This is a genomic window from Micromonospora sp. NBRC 110037 (assembly GCF_001652995.1).
GTDB lineage: Bacteria > Actinomycetota > Actinomycetes > Mycobacteriales > Micromonosporaceae > Micromonospora > Micromonospora chalcea.
This window is the reverse complement of the sequence record NZ_BBVA01000006.1, coordinates 374,157-389,425: the sequence shown is the minus strand read 5'-3', so window position 1 is coordinate 389,425 and position 15,269 is coordinate 374,157. Positions and strand designations below refer to the sequence as shown.

At 72.5% G+C, this 15,269-nt stretch carries 13 protein-coding genes; 1 reads left to right on the top strand and 12 read right to left on the bottom strand.

The window, feature by feature from the left end; genetic code table 11:
- Positions 1 to 6: 6 nt before the first annotated feature.
- From efeU to A4R25_RS20165, 12 genes are all read right to left on the bottom strand, one after another.
- Entirely contained in the window at positions 7 to 894 is an 888-nt protein-coding gene (gene efeU / locus A4R25_RS20220; RefSeq protein WP_043326403.1) for an iron uptake transporter permease EfeU, read from the bottom strand.
- A gap of 175 nt (positions 895 to 1,069) precedes the next feature.
- A complete protein-coding gene (gene ahcY, locus A4R25_RS20215; RefSeq protein WP_043326405.1) occupies positions 1,070 to 2,569 on the bottom strand; it encodes an adenosylhomocysteinase in 1,500 nt (499 codons plus the stop codon).
- 299 nt (positions 2,570 to 2,868) lie between these two features.
- Positions 2,869 to 4,029 carry a mannose-6-phosphate isomerase, class I gene (gene manA, locus A4R25_RS20210; protein WP_043326406.1) on the bottom strand — a complete coding sequence of 387 codons (1,161 nt, stop codon included), beginning with the start codon at positions 4,027 to 4,029 and terminating at the stop codon, positions 2,869 to 2,871.
- Positions 4,030 to 4,032: 3 nt separating this feature from the next.
- Positions 4,033 to 5,055 carry a cation diffusion facilitator family transporter gene (locus A4R25_RS20205; protein ID WP_043326407.1) on the bottom strand — a complete coding sequence of 341 codons (1,023 nt, stop codon included), beginning with the start codon at positions 5,053 to 5,055 and terminating at the stop codon, positions 4,033 to 4,035.
- 28 nt (positions 5,056 to 5,083) lie between these two features.
- Positions 5,084 to 6,280 carry an SIS domain-containing protein gene (locus tag A4R25_RS20200; protein WP_043326408.1) on the bottom strand — a complete coding sequence of 399 codons (1,197 nt, stop codon included), beginning with the start codon at positions 6,278 to 6,280 and terminating at the stop codon, positions 5,084 to 5,086.
- A complete protein-coding gene (locus A4R25_RS20195; RefSeq protein ID WP_030501390.1) occupies positions 6,277 to 6,483 on the bottom strand; it encodes a Trm112 family protein in 207 nt (68 codons plus the stop codon). Before A4R25_RS20195 ends, A4R25_RS20200 begins: the two co-directional genes overlap by 4 nt.
- 199 nt (positions 6,484 to 6,682) lie before the next feature.
- Entirely contained in the window at positions 6,683 to 7,654 is a 972-nt protein-coding gene (locus A4R25_RS20190; protein WP_064447728.1) for a hypothetical protein, read from the bottom strand.
- A gap of 105 nt (positions 7,655 to 7,759) precedes the next feature.
- Positions 7,760 to 8,479: a deoxyribonuclease V gene (gene nfi / locus A4R25_RS20185; RefSeq protein ID WP_064447727.1), complete on the bottom strand. Its 720-nt coding sequence runs from the start codon at positions 8,477 to 8,479 to the stop codon at positions 7,760 to 7,762.
- 6 nt (positions 8,480 to 8,485) lie between these two features.
- Positions 8,486 to 8,929, bottom strand: coding sequence for a hypothetical protein (locus A4R25_RS20180; RefSeq protein ID WP_064447766.1), 444 nt, complete (start codon positions 8,927 to 8,929; stop codon positions 8,486 to 8,488).
- Positions 8,929 to 12,948 carry a toxin glutamine deamidase domain-containing protein gene (locus tag A4R25_RS20175; protein WP_231915588.1) on the bottom strand — a complete coding sequence of 1,340 codons (4,020 nt, stop codon included), beginning with the start codon at positions 12,946 to 12,948 and terminating at the stop codon, positions 8,929 to 8,931. The genes A4R25_RS20180 and A4R25_RS20175 overlap by 1 nt, the downstream gene beginning before the upstream one ends.
- Positions 12,949 to 13,176: 228 nt before the next feature.
- Entirely contained in the window at positions 13,177 to 13,533 is a 357-nt protein-coding gene (locus A4R25_RS20170) for a hypothetical protein (protein ID WP_064447725.1), read from the bottom strand.
- 3 nt (positions 13,534 to 13,536) lie between these two features.
- Positions 13,537 to 13,950 carry a YbaB/EbfC family nucleoid-associated protein gene (locus A4R25_RS20165; protein ID WP_043326418.1) on the bottom strand — a complete coding sequence of 138 codons (414 nt, stop codon included), beginning with the start codon at positions 13,948 to 13,950 and terminating at the stop codon, positions 13,537 to 13,539.
- Positions 13,951 to 14,028: 78 nt separating this feature from the next.
- Between A4R25_RS20165 and A4R25_RS20160 the strand changes: the two genes are divergently transcribed.
- The gene (locus tag A4R25_RS20160; protein ID WP_064447724.1) at positions 14,029 to 15,264 is read left to right on the top strand and encodes an SUKH-3 domain-containing protein; all 1,236 of its coding nucleotides are present in this window, start codon (positions 14,029 to 14,031) and stop codon (positions 15,262 to 15,264) included.
- Positions 15,265 to 15,269: the final 5 nt, after the last annotated feature.

The following is a 15,269-nucleotide window of genomic DNA, read 5'->3' as shown; positions in this document are numbered from 1 at the left end:
GGTGGTTCAGGCGCGGGGGGACGGAACAGCGGCGACGTCGGCCGGCGCGGCGGGTGTGGCGGCGGCCGGAACCGGCTTGGCGGGCCGGGCGGGCTTGCGCAGGAAGAGCACGAGCACCGGGACCGCGTACGCGACCCAGGCGACCAGCTCCAGCACCGTCGGCGCGGCGGTGACGTTGAACATGCCGGCGAGCAGTGCGCCGTACCAGGCGTTCGGGTCGAGCGTGGTGGAGATGTCGAAGGCCAGGTCGTTCAGGCCGGGCAGCACGCCCGCCTCCTGGAAGTCGTGCACGCCGTACTTGAGGATGCCGGCGGCCACCAGGATGAGCAGCGCCCCGGTCCAGGTGAAGAACCGGCTGAGGTTGATCCGGACGGCGCTGCGGTAGAGCAGGAAGCCGATCACCACGGCGGTGGCGATGCCGCCGGCCAGGGCGAGCAGCGAGCCGGGCCCGGTGCCGCCGGCCGCGCTCTCGGCGGCGGCGTAGAAGATCAGCGCGGTCTCCAGGCCCTCCCGGATGACCGCGAGGAACGCCATGCCGGCGACCGCCAGGGAGCCGACCGCGAGCGCGTCGGTGAGCTTGCCGCGCAGCTCACCCGCGATGGTGCGGGCGGCCCGGCGCATCCAGAAGATCATCCAGGTCACGAACACCACGGCGGCGACCGAGGTGACCGCCTCGAACAGCTCGCGCGACTCCGAGGTGCGCAGCAGCGAGGTCGAGGTGTACTGGATGAGCGAGCCGAAGCCGACGGAGAGCGCCACGGCCAGGCCGACGCCGGTCCACACCTGCGGCAGCCGGTCGCGGCGCTGCGACTTCACCAGGAACGCGACGAGGATGCTGACCACAAGTGTCGCTTCCAGGCCCTCGCGCAGGCCGATCAGGTACGTGGCGAACATCAGCTGCTCCGTGGTCGCTAACTTAGGGCAGGCATACCTTCCTCCTGTTCACAGCAAACGTCAAGCTGATCGCGGTAACGTCACCCGGTTCGGCACCCGCCGGCCCACCCCGTACGCGAAAAGGGACCGGGACGGCCGCGCGGCGGCCGACCCCGGTCCCTTCCGGAGTGTGAACTCAGTAGCGGTAGTGGTCGGGCTTGAACGGGCCCTCCGTGGAGACGCCCAGGTAGGCGGCCTGCTCCTTGGTGAGCGTGGTCAGCTTCGCGCCGAGCGCGTCCAGGTGCAGCCGGGCGACCTTCTCGTCCAGGTGCTTGGGCAGCACGTAGACGCCGATCGGGTATTCCTCGGTCTTGGTGAACAGCTCGATCTGCGCGATCGTCTGGTTGGCGAACGAGTTCGACATCACGAAGCTCGGGTGGCCGGTGGCGTTGCCCAGGTTCAGCAGGCGGCCCTCGGAGAGCACGATGATCGCGTGGCCGTCGTCGAAGCGCCACACGTCGACCTGCGGCTTGATGTTCTCCCGGGTCACGTCGCTGCGCTTGGCCAGGCCGGCCATGTCGATCTCGTTGTCGAAGTGGCCGATGTTGCCCACGATGGCCTGGTGCTTCATCCGGGCCATGTGCTCGTTGGTGATGACGTCGAAGCAGCCGGTCGCGGTGATGAAGATGTCCGCCTGCTCGACCACGTCGTCCAGCGTGGCGACCTGGTAGCCGTCCATCGCCGCCTGGAGCGCGCAGATCGGGTCGACCTCGGTCACCACGACCCGGGCGCCCTGGCCGCGCAGCGACTCGGCGCAGCCCTTGCCCACGTCGCCGTAGCCCATGACCACTGCCATCTTGCCGCCGATCAGCACGTCGGTGGCCCGGTTGATGCCGTCGATGAGCGAGTGGCGGCAGCCGTACTTGTTGTCGAACTTGCTCTTGGTCACCGAGTCGTTGACGTTGATGGCCGGGAAGAGCAGCGTGCCGGCGCGGTGCATCTCGTAGAGCCGGTGCACACCGGTGGTGGTCTCCTCGGTGACGCCCTTGATGCCGGCGGCGATCCGGGTCCAGCGCTGGTTGTCCTCGGCCAGCGAGCGGTGCAGCAGTTCGAGGATGACCGCGTACTCCTCGGAGTCGGCGGACTCGACCGGCGGTACGGCGCCCGCCTTCTCGAACTCGGCGCCCTTGTGGACGAGCAGGGTGGCGTCGCCGCCGTCGTCCAGGATCATGTTCGGGCCCTGCCCGTCCGGCCAGGCGAGCACCTGCTCGGTGCACCACCAGTACTCCGGCAGCGTCTCGCCCTTCCAGGCGTAGACCGGCACGCCGGCCGGGGCCTCCGGGGTGCCCTCGGGGCCGACCACGATCGCCGCGGCGGCGTGGTCCTGGGTGGAGAAGATGTTGCAGGACGCCCAGCGGACCTGCGCGCCGAGCGCGACAAGGGTCTCGATCAGGACGGCGGTCTGGACGGTCATGTGCAGCGAGCCGGTGATGCGGGCGCCGGCCAGCGGCTGGGCCTCGGCGAACTCACGCCGGATCGCCATCAGGCCGGGCATCTCGTGCTCGGCGAGCCGGATCTCCTTGCGACCGAACGCGGCGAGCGACAGATCCGCCACCTTGTAGTCGCCCTCGGCGAGGGTGCTCGGCCGAGCCTGCGACGACGCGCCGCTGGAGGCCGCGGGGAGGGTGCTGGTCATGGAAGCTCCTGTCGAACGATGTGGTGCGCAGCCTTCCACCTTACGCGCGCGACCCACCCGGCCGGTGCCCGGTTGACCGAGCACACAATCGGCCGGTCGGCGGACAGCGCACGGGGCGGTCGGTCGTGGACGGACTTTCCGTCCACGGCCCGGCCGCCCCGTGCATCCCCCCGGTTTGGTTCCCCCGCACGTCATCGGACCTTCGTCGCGACAACGCTGCGTACCCATAGGGTCACACCACGCCAGTGGACCGTCAAGCTATTTCGGGAAAGTCGGACTTGCGGCTTTTTGCTGAGCGCTCAGCGCAGGCCACAGGTGGCGACGAACGCCTCGCCGTCCCCGCTCAGCGTCAGCGGACCTCCCGCCGCCGTGCCCACAGCGGCCTGTCCCGCGCCGAGCGTGACCACGCCCACCCCGTCGTCAACGGTGAGCTTCCCGGTCCGGCAGAGCACCACCCGCGGCCCGGGCAGCGTCAACCGCGCCCCCGGCGACCCGGTGGCGACCTCGACCCGGTGCAGCGCGAAGTCCTCCACCGGCACCGGCCACGTCAGCACCCCGGGCGCCACCGTCTCCGGCCGCAGCACCGGCTCGGTCAGCACCTCGAACCGGAGCACCCGCAGCAGCTCGTCCACGTCCACCCGCTTCGGGGTCAGCCCGCCACGCAGCACGTTGTCGCTGGCCGCCATGATCTCCACGCCGGTGCCGCGCAGGTAGGCGTGCAGGTTCCCGGCCGGCATCCAGATGCCCTCGCCGGGCGCCAGCCGGACGTGGTGCAACAGCAACGCCACCACCACGCCCGGATCCTCCGGATAGCCGGCCGCCAGCGTGCGTACCAGCTCGGCGTCCGCCGACCCGGGACCGGCGTCCGCCGCCGCCAGCACGGCCGCCACCAGCCCGGCGCGCTCCGCCCGCGGCCAGCTCAACAGCAGGCGTACCGCCTCCCGCAGCCCCGCCGGCCCGGCGCGCAACGCCGCCACCACAGGTTCCAGCGCGGGTACGCCGAACGCGGCGATCGCCGCCGCCGACTCCCCCGGATCGCGGAAGCCGCACAGCGCGTCGAACTCCGAGAGCGCCACCAGCAGCTCCGGCTTGTGGTACGGGTCCACGTAGTTGATCCGCTCCACGTCGGCGGCGTGCCCGGCGCGGGCCTGCTCGGCGTCCGGATGGGCCTGGAGGCTCAGCGGGGAGTCGGCGGCCAGCACCTTCAGCAGGAACGGCAGCCGGGTGCCGAACCGGCCGACCAGCCGCTCACCCAGCCAGTGGCCCGGCTCGGCCACCAGCAGCTCCGTGAGGCTGACCGGACGGCCGTCCCGCTGAACGGTGCCCGGGGCGCCCGGGTGGGCGCCCAGCCACAGCTCCGCCTCCGGCCCGTTGCTCGGCACCGGCCGCCCCTGCAACTCGGCGATCGCGGTGCGCGAGCCCCAGGCGTAGTCACGGATCCGGCCCTGCAACAGCTCCATCGGTCAGCTCCCGGGCCGCCCGGCCACCTCGTCGGCCGCGTGCGCCTCGCCGGTGGTCGCGGCCTCCGGGACGGCGGTCGCCGCCGCCTGCCCGGTGCCCGCCCGCTCCGCCTCCGGCGAGTAGATGTCCGGCTCCAGGTAGATCACCCGGGCGGTCGGCACCTCACGCCGGATCCGGGCCTCGACCGCGTTGATGTCGCGGGCCAGGTCCTCGGCGGTCTCCCAGGCCGGCACCGCGATCTTCGCGGCCACCATCAGCTCCTCGGGGCCCAGGTAGAGCGTCTTCATGTGGATGATCCGCTCGACCTCGGGACCGTTCGTGACGGCCTGCTCGATCTTGGCCAGCTCGCCCTGCTCCGCGCCCTCGCCGAGCAGCAGGCTCTTGGTCTCGATCGCCAGCGTGACCGCGATGACCACGAGCAGCACACCGATCATCGCGGTGCCCGCCGCGTCCCACATGCCGTTTCCGGTGATCAGCGTCATGCCGACGCCGAACAGCGCGAAGACCAGACCGACGAGCGCGCCGAAGTCCTCCAGCAGCACCACCGGCAGCTCCGGGGCCTTGGCCCGGCGGATGAACCGCACCCAGGTCTGGTTGCCCCGGACCAGGTTGGACTCCTTGATCGCGGTACGGAAGGAGAAGCCCTCCATCACGATCGCGGCCACCAGCACCGCCACCGGCACCCACTGCCAGCTCTCGATCGGGTGCGGATCGGACGCCTTGTGGTACGCCTCGTAGAGCGCGAACAGGCCACCGAGGCTGAACAGCACGATCGCCACGATGAACGCGTAGATGTAGCGCTCCCGGCCGTACCCGAACGGGTGCTGCGGCGTGGCCTGCCGCTTGGCCCGCCGGCCACCGAGCAGCAGCAGGCCCTGGTTGCCCGAGTCGGCCACCGAGTGGATCGACTCGGCCAGCATCGACGACGAGCCGGTGAGGGCGAACGCGACGAACTTGGTGACGGCGATACCGAGGTTCGCCGCCAGGGCGGCGACGATCGCCTTCGTGCCCCCGTTCGCGCTCATTCCCCGCCTCGCTCGATGCCCCGTGTGCTCACTGGTTCGCCAGCTCCTTCATCTCCGTGATGGCCGGTACCGCCATCGGGTCCAGGCCGTGTGCCAGGGCGAGGTAGATCGAGGCGAAGTCGGGGACCGCCACCAGCGACGCGAGCCGCTCCAGCGCGGAGCCGCCCTCGGCGGTCACCACGTCGCAGCGCACCCCACGGCGCTCGGCGAGCGTCTGCACCGCGTCCGCGCGGCGCTCCTCGACCGCCAGCGGCTCGTCGGTGTCGTCGTCGGCGTTGAGCCCGCCGTCGCGCAGCAGCACCAGCCGCAGCCGGGTGCCGTCGGACTCGTCGTCGCCCGGGTCGGCGAAGATGTCCCGCTCGCCCTCGGCCAGGCCGCCGAACACGCCGTCGAGCAGGCCGACACGACCCCGCCCCGCCTCGCCCAGCGCGCCGGCGACCACCGGGTAGCGGGCGTTGGCGGACAACGTGTCGCCGAACCGCCGGGCCGCGACGGTCGCCAGCGGAGACGAGCCCCAGACGATCGGGATCGAGCCGGACAGCCCCAGCGCCAGCGACTTCGCCGGGTTGACGAAGGACTCCGCGGTCGGCCGGCACCGATCGGCGTCCGCGTCGAGCCGGGCCGCCGTCTCCGCCAGGTCGGCCTCGTTGACCTTCACCAGCCCGAGGGTACGGGCGGCGAGCAGAACCGGCACGGTGAGCGCCCAGAGGCTGGCCCGCGCCGGCGCGCGCCGGGGCACCGGGATGAACGGCGCCCGGGCCCGCTCCGCCACCGACTGGAGTTGCGAGTCGGGCGCGCCCACTGCCACCAGCCGGGCGCCACGGCGGTGCGCCGCCTCGGCCGCGCCCAGCGCCTCGGGGCTGCGCCCGGACGCGCTCACCGCGATGACCACGTCCGCCGCGCCCACCCAGCCCGGCACGCCGGCGCTGCGGTGCGGGATGACCGGCACCGGGCAGCGCGGCCCGGCGACAGTGGCCAGCACGTCACCGGTACGCCCGGCGGTGCCGATGCCGGCGATGACCACCGCGCGCGGCCGGCCGTCGTCGGCGAGCACTGACAGGTTGGCCTCGGCGGCCAGCGCCGCCGACTCACGCACCTGCGCGCCGGCGGACGCGGTGTGCCGGAGCATGCCGCCCGGGTCCCGCTCGGCCAGCAGCGCCGCGTCGTCGAGCAGGGCCTCATCGGCGTGCCGGTGCCCGCTGACCCCGGCCGTACCCTCCATCACCGCGACGACCCGCCCCGCGCCTCGTCGGCCGCGGGTCCACCGCGCGCCTCGTCCAGCAGGAGCACCGGTACGTCGTCGCGGACCTCGAAGATGCGACCGCACTCGGTGCAGGTGAGCGTCTGCGCCTGCGCGTCGTAGTCGAGCGGGGCGTGATGCGTGTCCGGGCAGGCGAGGATCTCGAGCAACTGCGGGTCCAGGGCCACGGCGCGGCTCCTTCCACGTATGCGGTCTCACCGGTCGGCGGTGCCGATCGGCGCACGCGATCTTATCGGCCAACCGGCCCCGGCACCGGGCCCCGTTCGGCCCCGGTGTCCGGTCCTCCGGCCGGGCAGGTGGCGGCCACCGGGTCACGGCGTGACCACCCACCGTCACGGTAACCCCGGGAGCCGGTCGGGTTCGGCCTCAGTCCGGCAAGCGGGGCAGGAGGCTCGTCGCGTCCCCGCCCGCGGGCGCGGGCGGCGTCGGCCCGGAGACGGGCGGGGTCGGACCGGACGAAGGCGCGCCGTACACGCTGCCCGCCGGACGGGGCGCCGGCGTGCCGCCGTACACCGTGGGGGCCGGCCCGGTGGCGCCGGAGCGGTAGGTGGTGGTGCTGCGTGGCAGCGGGACCGGCGGCTGGTCGGCGACCGGCCCGCCGCCGCTGCGGTCGGCGCGACTGCGGCGCAGCAGCAGGACGATGAGCGCGGCGCCGACGAGCACCAGCCCGATACCGAACCACATGATCATGGAACCTCCGAACGACGAGTCGTCGGCCGCGGCGGTGGCCGGGGCGACGGCAGCGGCGACCGGCGACGTGTCAGTCACCTCGGCCGGTGTGGTCTCGCTCGCGCTGGGCGTCGGCGAGGGCTTGCGGGACGGACTCGGGCTCGGCGTACGCGGCGCGCCCACCAGCCGGGCCGACCCACCGGCCCGGCCGAGCACGTCACCGTTCGCGGCGCTCGCCTCGCCCGCCAGTTCCAACCGCCCGCCGACGACGCCGGCCAGGAAGGACACCCGGTAGCGCACGGTGGCGCCCTTGCCCTTGCACAGCGGCCGGTCGACCGGCGCGACCTGGGCGGTGGCGACCGCGCCGTCACCACCGGAGACCGGCACCGGCGTCCAGCCGTCGCCGGCGGCCACCTGCACCCGCACCTGGTCCGCCCGAAGGCCCTCCAACCGGAGCCCGATCGCGGTACGCAGCTGCACGCAGCCGTCGGTGCGCTTGCGCACCTCGACAGTCACGCCACCCGGCGAACCCCCGGCGGTGAAGCTGCCCGCCGAGCGCAGCCCGACCCGGTCGTCCCGGGCCGACGCCGGCGACGCCGGTACGGCGATCAGGCCACCCAGCAGCGCGCCGACAATGGCCCACCGCGCCGCGTGCCGCCCCACCGACATCCCCACCTCACCGTTGCGTCCGGACCGGATCCGCCGGTCAGGTTACTACCGGGCCCGGAGGGCACCTTCGCATCGACCACGCCACATGTGTGCCGCGCCACGCGATCACCGCCGGTCCAGGTCACCGCCGGAGACGACGGCCGAGGCGAGCGCCCGGCGGCACAGTTGGTCGGCCGTCCGGGTCGTCTCCGGCAGCCGGTACCGGGGCGTCAGTGCCAGTACCCGTTCGACCGCGTTGTCCAACCCCATCCGGTGCCCGACGCTGACGAAGACCGGCCGGACGCCGTCCCGGGTACGCAGCACCCGCCCGACCACGTCGCCCTCGTCACACAGGTCGGCGCTGTCACCACGCTCGGGGCCCGGCCCGGTCCACGAGCCGACGAGCGGCGTCTTCCCCACGCCGATCGCGGGCAGCCCGGTCACCAGACCCAGATGGCAGGCCAGCCCGAACCGGCGCGGGTGCGCCAGCCCGTGCCCGTCGCACACCAGCAACTCAGGGCGGACGGTCAGCCGGTCCAACGCGGCCAGCAGCGCCGGCATCTCCCGGAAGGCGAACAGCCCCGGCACGTACGGAAAGGCGGGCCGCCCCACGCACACCGCCTCGTCCACCACGGCGAGGCTGACTGCGTCCAGCACCGTGACGGCGGCGGCGAGTAAAACACCGTCCTGCGCGTACGCCACGTCCAGGCCGGCCACCGTCGCGGGCGTGGCGGGACCGGGCCCCACCAGGTCCACCCGCGACCGCAGCTCCTCCTGTACGCGCCTCGCCTCCGTCGCGTCGGCGGGCGGCACGTACGGCACGGCCGGATCTTCGTCGACGGACATGGCGTGTCAGGAGGGGGTGGCGGCGATGGTGGGGTCGGCGGCGGGGTCACCGGCCTGCTGGAGCTGCTCCTCGAACATCACGAAGGTCCGCCGCCGGATCCCCTTGATCAACGCCGCTTCCTCCGCGGTGAACGGCCGCCTCTCCGCGATGGCGGGCGCCGCCAGTGCCCGGACCGTCTCGTAGAGCGCGAAGATCGGTCCCTCTCCGCTCAGGTAGCGTCCGCGCAACTGCTCGACGTGCTGCACGAAGGCATCAGCCGAGCGCACGTAGATCTCGCCGCCCACGCCACCGATCACGTCGTCGATGAGCTCGTCCGCCGGCCGCCAACCCCCAGTTGAGCGGTCCAGCTTCCAAGCGGCGTGGCCGCCATCCGGTGTGGCGACCAGCTTCACAGGCGTGTCGTAGTGCTCGAAATAAGCGGGAAGTTCGACGCCGTCGACTGTAGCCATCACTCACGCTCCTTGTGCAGCGCCGTCTGAAGAGCCTCCCAGAACAGCTCTCGCTGGCGCCGAAGCACCGCCCGACGAATCGCGGACTCCGTCACCGTCACGCTACGTCCCTCCTCACGGGCGACCGCTTCGAGGTCGCGCCGCACTTCGAAGAGGGAGTGTTCCCAGGTCGCCACTCTGTCGAGTGGCGCCAGTTGCAGCCGGAACTCAGCGATGTGCCCGTTGGAGGCACGAAGGAACATCTGGACGTCTCGGTATCCACTTTTCTGTGGGCTCTGGAAGCGGTCTTCGAACTTCACCAGATCCAGTCGCCCGTCATTCCTCAGACGTGCGAGTCCGCCGTAGAGTTCGTCGAGGTTGCCAAACGAGACGTAGCCGCCCGCGAGATCCTTCAGCTGTGACGCATCGCCGCCGTAGCCCTTGATCTTGTCCTCAGCCCGCGCACGGTCCTTGGGCTCACGACGTGGGTGATATTCGGCACCACCGCATGACTCTGCCAAATCCCGCCCCAGGGAGTTGAGCTCCGACTGTGCGACAGCGGCTTCCTCATACAACTGGTCCAAGAACCGCTTCCGATACGCGGCGTCACCGAGTCGCGTCAGATCGAAACCCGGCTGCGCGGCCTCCACGCCATCAGTCGTGAAGGATTCGCTCACCTCAAGGTGGGCGCCTGTCAATGGAGTCGGCATCAGGGCCGGCGGTTCCGTCGATGCAACGACGTCAGCCCCCCTTTCCCGGATCTCGCCTACCACGTCTTGCAACACGTCGATGGCCTGCTGGTGGCTGGCCAGGTGATGCAGGGTCAGCGGTCGCGCGGTCAGGGAGTTCGCGAGTTCCGGTGTCGCCAGGATCATCCGGACCAGGTCGGGCCGCTCGGCGAGCTGCCGTACCAGCGTCTCGGCCAGCAACTCCTCCCGTCGCGGCGGCGCCTCCCAGCTCTGGTCGAGCATCCGTTGCACGCGCGGGTCCGCGAACAACCGGCTGAGGTCGGCCGCTGCGGCATCGTCCAGCCCGGGTGCGAGCCACCGCAGCGTCGGCGCGTCGGCGGCCTGCGCCAGCTCGACGGGTGTCACCCCGGCGGCGAAGGCCGCGTCGAGGCTTCCGCTCTCGGCGAGCACGTCGCGTACGTAGAGCCCGCCGGCTATCCGGTCGGCGTGCGCCTGCCGGTGTTCCTCGCGTACCCGGTCGGGTTGCGGCTCGACGGGCGGCGCGCTGCCCGGCGGGGGTGCGTCCGCCCGGGTGTGGAAAGTGGTGGACTCGCCGAGCAGGTGGACGTGATTGAAGTCCGGCGCGTTCCCGTCGTCGGTCGGCGGCGGCTCGGGCAGGCGTGGCGGCGCCGGGCGGGGCAAGGGCTCGGGCAGGACGTTGAACGTGCCGGGCGGGCGGCCGGTGAGCGGCATCGGCCGTCCGTCAGGGCCGAGCACCAGCGCGTCGACACCGACCACGTTGCCCTCGAACGGGCGACCGCTGTGGTGGTAGAGCGGCCGGTCGGCGACGGCGCCCGACTGCGGGTCGAGGAAGAGGACCGTGCCGTTCTGGTTCAACGCCACCCAGGCGTGCGATCCGCCACCCTCGAAGCTGGTGATGAGGAAGGCGTAGCTGCCGTGGCCGCCCGACGCCAACTGCGCGTACAGGTCGCGGTAGCCGCGATCCACCAGCCACTGGCGCTGCGGGCCGGTGATGCCGGGCCGGTCGACCGGGCACAGGTTCTGGAACCGGCCGCCAGTGGTCTGCTCGACCCGCAGCGGTCCGTCCGCCTCGCCGCCCACCGGGCGGAGCACGTCACCGCCGAGGTAGCCGTCGAACGTACGCGGAGCGGCGACCCGCGGCCGTCCGTGGACCCATGTCTCGAACAGCGACAGGGTGCAGTCGAGGCAGTTGATGCCCCGGGTCGCGTCCGCCGCCGGTCCGCCGTCGTTCGCCAGGCGGAACCATCCGCCACGCCGGGGATCGGCGGTACGCGCGACGCTGCCGTCCGGGTTGCGGGGCATCTGCCGTTCCAGGTCGGTCTGATGCAGTGCGAGCGGTGGCCGGAGCCCTCCCCGACGGCCGTAGGGCCGGGACCTGTCGATCGGTTCGGGGTGGCCGTGGCCGGTGAGCGCGGAATGGTCGGCCGTCTCGACCGCGCCGACGGCCAGGTCCGCCACGTCGTCGTTGATCCGGTAGAAGTCGAGGTCGTCCTCGACCATCACCTCGCGCGGCAGACGCTGGCCGGCACGCACCGCCTCCACCTCGTCGACGGCCCGGTAGTGCAGGCGCTCTCGCCGCCGCCCTTCCCGCACGTGCCGGTCAGCGAGGTCGTGTTGCCCGGCTTGGCGCAGCTCGTGTGCCTGCGTGAGGAGCCAACGCGCCGCCTCGTAGTGCTGTTCGGCGAGGTCACGCAGTTCCTTGATCTGCGCCTGCTGCCGGTTCTCCTCGTGCAGGGCACGCTGAGACTGCAGATAGCCCTGGTAGCGCCGCCGGTCGAGGCCCTCCCGATCAGCTTTCAGCCGCGCGGCACGCTGCTCGGCGGTCTCGCGGGGCCGCGACTGGACATCGAACGGGCCGGGGTGGGGCGTTGGGGAGTCGGTGGGAGGGCGATGCGGAGCCAAGGACTCCAGCAGCGGGAAACGGGGATTCGGCCCCGGCCGGGGGTCGGGCCCGACGGCCGGCGCTCCCGGATGCGGTCCTGGCTGAGCGCTGACCGGTGAGGCCGGAGGCGGTCCTGCCTGACCTCGATTGCTGATGGGAACGGCCCGGTCCGCCGCGGGTGGCGTCGCGACCTGTGGGTGGTCGGCAGGCGATGCTGGCAGTGTCGTCGGCACTGCTGCTGTGTGAATGGAGTTGGTCGAGGACGGCGTGGGGTGGTCGATCGGCGCCGCCACCGGACCCGCGCCGCTGTGGACGCCGGGCGCGGTCGACGAGGGCGTGGCGACGGGCGCGTCCGTGATCACCGAGGACAACGTGGGGCTCGCGGCGACCGTCGGACGTGCCACGTCGTGCGGGACGGCATCGCCGAGCGGCGTCGTTGGGGGTTCCGGCGCGGGGCGGGGCAGGTCCACGGCGAGCGGGTGCGGGCCGACGACCTGGGGCGAGACGTGCGTCGATGTCACGGGAACGGCGCCCCCGATCGCATCGCCGCCCTGGACGAGCGGCTCGGCGACCCGCTGGGCCGGGATGAGCCCGACGGGGTCGCCGACGGGTGGCACGTCCAGCCCGACCGGCGGAACGGTCAGCCCGCTCAACTGCCCGTCGAGGCGGCGTTGCAGCGCGGAGTCGGTCTGGCCGGTGGCGGAGCCGGTCGCGCCGGACGCCGCGGCGCGCGCGAGATCCTCCAGCGACGGGCCGTGACCGGTGGCCAATCCGGCCGCGGTCTCGGCCAGCGTCTCCCCGGCCATCTCCCGGCCGAACCGCTCGCCTATCTCGGCGAACCGCCCGCTCGCATGACGGCCCAGACCCGCGAGCGGCGCGACCGCCCCACCGGCGAAGCCGCCGAGAGCCGACGTGCTCACGTCGGTCAGGTCCAGGCCGTCACGTCGGCCGGTGGTGTTCTGATACGCCTGCGTCGCGAGGTTGGTACCCGCTTCCTGACCGGCCTCCACCAGGCCGCCGAGCGCCGCCCGTCGGGCCAGTCCACGGGCAGCGGCCTTCGCCGCCTCCTTCGCGGCCCGCTCACCCGCCTCCTTGAGCCCCTGCTTGACCGCCTTGCGGGCGAGCTGGGCCACCAGGCGCTTGAAGATCTGCTGGACGACGACCCTCGTCGCGGTGATCGCGGCGGCGGCCGCCGGGGAGGCGGCGCCCAGAGTGAGCACGGCGGCCACCGCCAGGGCCAGCAGTTCCACCACCAGGATGCCCAGCTCGATCCAGGCTTCGAGCTTCGCGCCCTCGATGTCGCAGCCGCAGGAGTCGACCAGCCGGCCCAACTCGTCGGTGGCCGCCACGAGGACGTGCAGCGGCGCATCCTCACCTTCGGCGAGCTTGTGCCAGGCCCTGTCGAACGCGCCGGCGACCAGGCCGACGCCGCCGTATCCGCTCTTCACCTCACCGGCGGCGGCGGTGGCGTCGTCGCGCGGACCGGTCAGGACGCCCGCGACGCCGTACCACTGGTCGGCCAGGTCCCAGACGGAGCGCTCGTTGCCCTCCGGCCACTCGACGCCCACGACCCAGTCGAGCGCTTCGTAGATCCAGCCGGGCACGTCCCACGGGCAGAAGTCGAGCGGGTGCGGGATCGGGCTGGGCAGCATGCTCACGCGCGGATCCTCCGGTGGTCAGCGCCAGGGCCGACGCGGGTTGTGGCCCTGCTGGGGGATCTTTCCGAGGTCACGGGCGTTGCTCAGGTCCGTCTCCACGGTGGCCGCGACCGAGCGGACGACGTCCGACCCGAGGACCTCCAGCGACCGGCCGAGTTGTTCCCACGCCCGCAGCAGCGTCTCGGCGTAGCCCTGGTAGTGCTTGTCGAAGGCGACGCCGATGTCGTCCCGGCCCCAGGGTCGTTGGGCGCTCGCAGTCGCGATCGGGTCGCCTGTCTCCCGCCGGGCCGCGCTCATCGCCTTACCGGACAGGGTCAGGTCGGCGCCGCCGCGCCGGGCCCGGTCCGGGTCCAGCCAGATCTCTCCCCCGGCCACCTGTCACTCGCCGCGTGCCAGCACGGCGTCGGCCCGGCCGAGCAGCGCGCCGAAGTCATTGGTACGCAGGAACTCGACCGACGGTGAACCCGGGGGCAGATAGCCGGAGACCAGCTCGCGGGTGGCGGTGACCGCGGCCGTGGAGGCGCGCAGCACGGTCTCGGTGATCTTCCGGCTCAGCCCTCCGGCATCCCGGTCCCGGAAGACGGCAGGGCTCACCTCGACGCTGATCAGCTCGCCTCGCGCGCCGACCACAGCGGTCACCTGACCGTCGTCGGAGCGTTCGGTGACCCGCAGCTCGGCCAGTTTGACCTGAAGTTCGTCCAGACCGGACCGCAACCGCTGGTACTGGCCGTACACCTCGTCGAATCGCGCGCGTAGTGCACGGTTCGCATCCCGGTCCGCACTCTCGGCCACCGCCGCACCCCTTCCGTCACCGTGGGTAGGCCCGACCATACCGGGTGCCACGAAATCCGTGGGGTCCGGTAATTTCAAGTGGTGATCGAGCGACAGCAGGCCGAGCAGATCGCCTCGGTATGGGCCCGGCGGGACTCCGACCGCCTCGGTTTTCCCTGCACGCCGGTGGTCGAGGAGTTCGACCTGGGCTACGTGGTGTTGTCCACTGTGTCCGCCGATGCCCGGGCGCTGCCCGGCGACCTGCCGACCACAGTCATCGACAAGGAGACCGGCGAGGTCTCCACCTGGCCGCGGATTCCGGCGCCGGCGGTCGAGGCGTTGTACCGGCAGCAGCGGCCCGATGAACCCCGTGCGCCGCGCGCCGTCGACCCGGCCGCCCAACTGCTGCGCGAGTTGACCCGGCTGCCCACGCCGGGCGCGGCGGCGCACCTCACGCTCGACGGCCGCCGGCACGTCGCGCAGGGTGCCAAAGGAGATGTCGAGGTCCGGCACCATCCGCTGGTGCAGTCCTACCTGGACGACCTGACCCCGGGCCATCTGGTGCGGGGCGGCGAGCGGCACGCCGAGATGATCGTGGTCTCCGACGCGCTGTACGAGCACGACCACCGCCGGACCGCCGAAGGTCTGCCACCACTGACCATCGAGGACGCCCGCGACCTGCTCGGCACCAGCCGGATCGAGGTCTACCGCAGCCGCGAGCCGGGTGATCCGCTTGGCGGACTCGCCGACCTTCCCTGCGACTCGTGCGTCAAGTTCCTGGTGCGCTTCGGGTTACTGCCGTGGCCTGACCTCGCCTTCGTCGAGGAATGGCGCCCGGAACCACGCGAGGTCATTCAACCCGGGAGGTTTCCCGACGAGGTGGCCCACGCGCTCATGGACGGCGGCTGGCAGATCAGCATGTTCAACGAGGCGCTCGCGATGGGCGCGATGACGGAGACGAGAGAGATCGCGGGGCAGCATCACCGGCATGAGCCCTTCCCTGCCGCCGAGGCGGCGCTCACCGCGTTCCCGGCCGTCCTGAGCCGGCGACGCGGCCCCGGGGAGCAGGTCTGGATCAGCCGGTTCACCACGAATCCGCTCCGGGCCGCGCACAGCGCCGACTCTCTCGCCGACTTCGGCGCGGTCATCGGCGCGCGCCTCTTCCCGCTCGGCAGCGAACGTCAGGAGAGCATCCTCGCCGTCGACGAGCACGGCCGGATCTTCGCCCTCGACCAGGCCGGCGAGTGGTTCCTCGGCGCCGACATCGACGCCGCCCTCACCACCCTGCTGCTCGGCCGCGCCCCCGCCCGGGTCCGCGACGACGGCACCTGGTGAGGCCA

What these genes read in the sequence shown, in the direction of transcription:
- A4R25_RS20190 (WP_064447728.1), bottom strand. Translation starts at nt 7,654, where the DNA reads ATGTCGGTGGGGCGGCACGCGGCGCGGTGGGCCATTGTCGGCGCGCTG.
- nfi (WP_064447727.1), bottom strand. Translation starts at nt 8,479, where the DNA reads ATGTCCGTCGACGAAGATCCGGCCGTGCCGTACGTGCCGCCCGCCGAC.
- ahcY (WP_043326405.1), bottom strand. Translation starts at nt 2,569, where the DNA reads ATGACCAGCACCCTCCCCGCGGCCTCCAGCGGCGCGTCGTCGCAGGCT.
- A4R25_RS20180 (WP_064447766.1), bottom strand. Translation starts at nt 8,929, where the DNA reads ATGGCTACAGTCGACGGCGTCGAACTTCCCGCTTATTTCGAGCACTAC.
- manA (WP_043326406.1), bottom strand. Translation starts at nt 4,029, where the DNA reads ATGGAGCTGTTGCAGGGCCGGATCCGTGACTACGCCTGGGGCTCGCGC.
- A4R25_RS20205 (WP_043326407.1), bottom strand. Translation starts at nt 5,055, where the DNA reads ATGAGCGCGAACGGGGGCACGAAGGCGATCGTCGCCGCCCTGGCGGCG.
- efeU (WP_043326403.1), bottom strand. Translation starts at nt 894, where the DNA reads ATGTTCGCCACGTACCTGATCGGCCTGCGCGAGGGCCTGGAAGCGACA.